This is a genomic window from Bacillus sp. NPDC057893, from assembly GCF_042796455.1.
Lineage (GTDB): Bacteria > Bacillota > Bacilli > Bacillales > Bacillaceae_G > Bacillus_A.
In genome coordinates this window covers 1-2555 of the sequence record NZ_JBHVNG010000033.1, presented here as the reverse complement: position 1 = coordinate 2555, position 2555 = coordinate 1, and the positions used below count along the sequence as shown (strand labels likewise).

Sequence of the window (2555 nt, the reverse complement as noted above, 5' to 3'; positions counted from 1 at the left end):
AGCGCCGATGGTAGTTGGGACCTTGTCCCTGTGAGAGTAGGACGTCGCCAAGCAACTGTAAGACGAGTCAGAATGACTCGTCTTTTTTGTGTTTATAACTTCTTATCAGCCGCAAGTACCATTTTAAGTTGTAAGTAATCCTTATTCTTTTAATCTTCTCATATTCAATTTCTTTCATCATTTTCGATGTGTAGTTTAAGATTTTCTATTTTATTTTTTGTAGAAGTGATCTGCCAGTGTGTTAAGATAGTGCAGTTGTTTTTTGAAGTACTTGAATATAAGAAGATTTAATTTTGAAAAAGGAGATAATATGAAAAAGATAGGTGTAATTACCATAGTAGTTTTAGTCCTTCTAGCAATTGCTTATATGTTAGTCGGGAATTATTTTTATAATTATGCATTGAATGCGAAACAAGAGAAAGAATTTTTAGAGGATAATCCTCACTTAGTAGAAACAGTGAACGCATCGGGAGGTGTGTTGGCTACAAATGAAGAAAAGGATGCGAACTTTGTATCAAATCATAAACCTAATACATTGAACATAAATTCTTTCGATAAGTTGAAATTAACAGGTTATGAATATATGAATGAACAATCTAGCCATAAATGGGCAATTGTAGTTCATGGATATGATAGCAGGGCATCGAAAATGACGAAATATATCCGGGAATTTTATGAACAGGGTTATAACGTCATAGCGCCAGATCTTCGTGGGCATGGAAATAGTGAAGGCGATTATATCGGCATGGGCTGGCATGATCGTAAAGATATTTTGATTTGGATTCAACAAATTGTAAAGAAAGATCCGAATGCTGAAATAGCACTATTTGGTGTTTCAATGGGTGGAGCAACTGTAATGATGACTTCAGGTGAAGATTTACCAGCTAACGTTAAAGTTATTATTGAAGATTGTGGATACTCAACTGTTATTGCTGAATTTACTTATCAACTAAAAGATTTATTCCACTTGCCGAAGTTTCCTGTTATGAATGCAGCAAATACAGTGACAAAATTAAGAGCTGGATATGATTTAGAAGAAGCTTCAGCTATAAAACAAGTGGCGAAAAGTAAAACACCTATGCTATTTATTCATGGGGATGCTGATACATTCGTTCCTTATGGAATGTTAGATGAAGTATATAATGCTGCAAAAGTAGAAAAAGAGAAATTAATTGTTCCAGGTGCTGGACATGGAGAGGCTGAAAAGGTAGATTCGAATAAATATTGGAATACCGTATGGAAGTTCGTGGGGAGATATATTCCAGCATAATTAGATTGTTTTAGAGTTGTATATACGATAATCAGAAGGTAGTGTTTTTATACTTTTGATTATCGTTTTTTTCTATTCGTAAATTCATTTTAGGTTGTAGTATATAAGGCTTGAAGCATAAATTTTTGAATTCTTTAGTACCAGTGCTACAATGATTGAAAACTACATGTTAATGAGGTGTTTCTATGAAAATTGAAGTATGGTCAGATTTTGTATGCCCATTTTGCTATATTGGGAAACGTAGATTAGAAATGGCTTTAGAGCAATTTCCACATAAGAAGGATGTTGAAGTTGAGTTTAAAAGTTTTGAATTAGACCAAAATGCTCCAATCTATTCTGGAACAAGTATTAATGAAGTACTTGCATCAAAGTATGGGATTAGTATTGAAGAAGCTAAGCGTAATAATATACAATTAGGAAATCATGCAGCTAGTATGGGTTTGGATTTTAATTTTAAAGAGATGAAGCCGACAAACACTTTTGATGCGCATCGTCTGGCGAAGTTTGCAAAGGATCAAGGAAAAGAAAAAGAGATTACGGAAAATCTGCTTTTTGCATATTTTACTGAATCGAAAAATTTAAGTGATGTGGATACGCTCGTTACTATTGCTGAAGCTTCAGGTCTAGATAAGCAAGAGGTTTTAAATGTTATTAATAATAAAAGTGCATATGCAAATGATGTTAGAGTGGATGAAGCGATTGCTCAGCAATATCAAATTTCGGGAGTGCCTTATTTTATTATTAATCAAAAGTATGCTATTTCAGGTGCACAACCACTTGAAACTTTTGTTGGTGCACTTCAGCAAGTGTGGGAAGAAGAGAATCGCGCACCTAAGTTACAAGAGTTTTCATCAGAAGAAGGAAGCGATATGTCTTGTACTGATGGAGGTTGTTCGATCCCTTCAAAAGAACAATAGTTTTTATGATGGAATAGCAACCCATAGGGAGTTATATGGGTTGCTTATATATAAGTATAGAAGAGATATTTAAATAGATAACTTGGTAATATAAATGAGATTTATAAAAAATGAAGTTTTTTATAAAAATCCATTGACTATTATTATTTATAAGTGTAATATAGAACAAGTCGCCGATGCAATAACGCAGAACGCGGCAAACGAAATAAAAAACTTAGTTGACATTAACTAACGAAGATGTTAACATAAGGAAGTCGCAAATGAGCGACAAAGAAGTTCTTTGAAAACTGAACGAAACAAACAACGTAAACGTCAATTTTTATTTTTAGATGCTAGACAAACTAACTTTATTGGAGAGTTTGATCCTG

The 2555-nt window shown here is 33.5% G+C and carries 2 protein-coding genes; both read left to right on the top strand.

The features are described from left to right. The first annotated feature begins 310 nt into the window (after window positions 1-310). Complete coding sequence (locus tag ACFVQC_RS30095) at window positions 311-1270, top strand: alpha/beta hydrolase (protein WP_377896376.1); 960 nt, start codon at window positions 311-313, stop codon at window positions 1268-1270. A gap of 185 nt (window positions 1271-1455) precedes the next feature. Then, a complete protein-coding gene (locus ACFVQC_RS30090) occupies window positions 1456-2187 on the top strand; it encodes a DsbA family oxidoreductase (RefSeq protein ID WP_377896375.1) in 732 nt (243 codons plus the stop codon). Window positions 2188-2555: the final 368 nt, after the last annotated feature.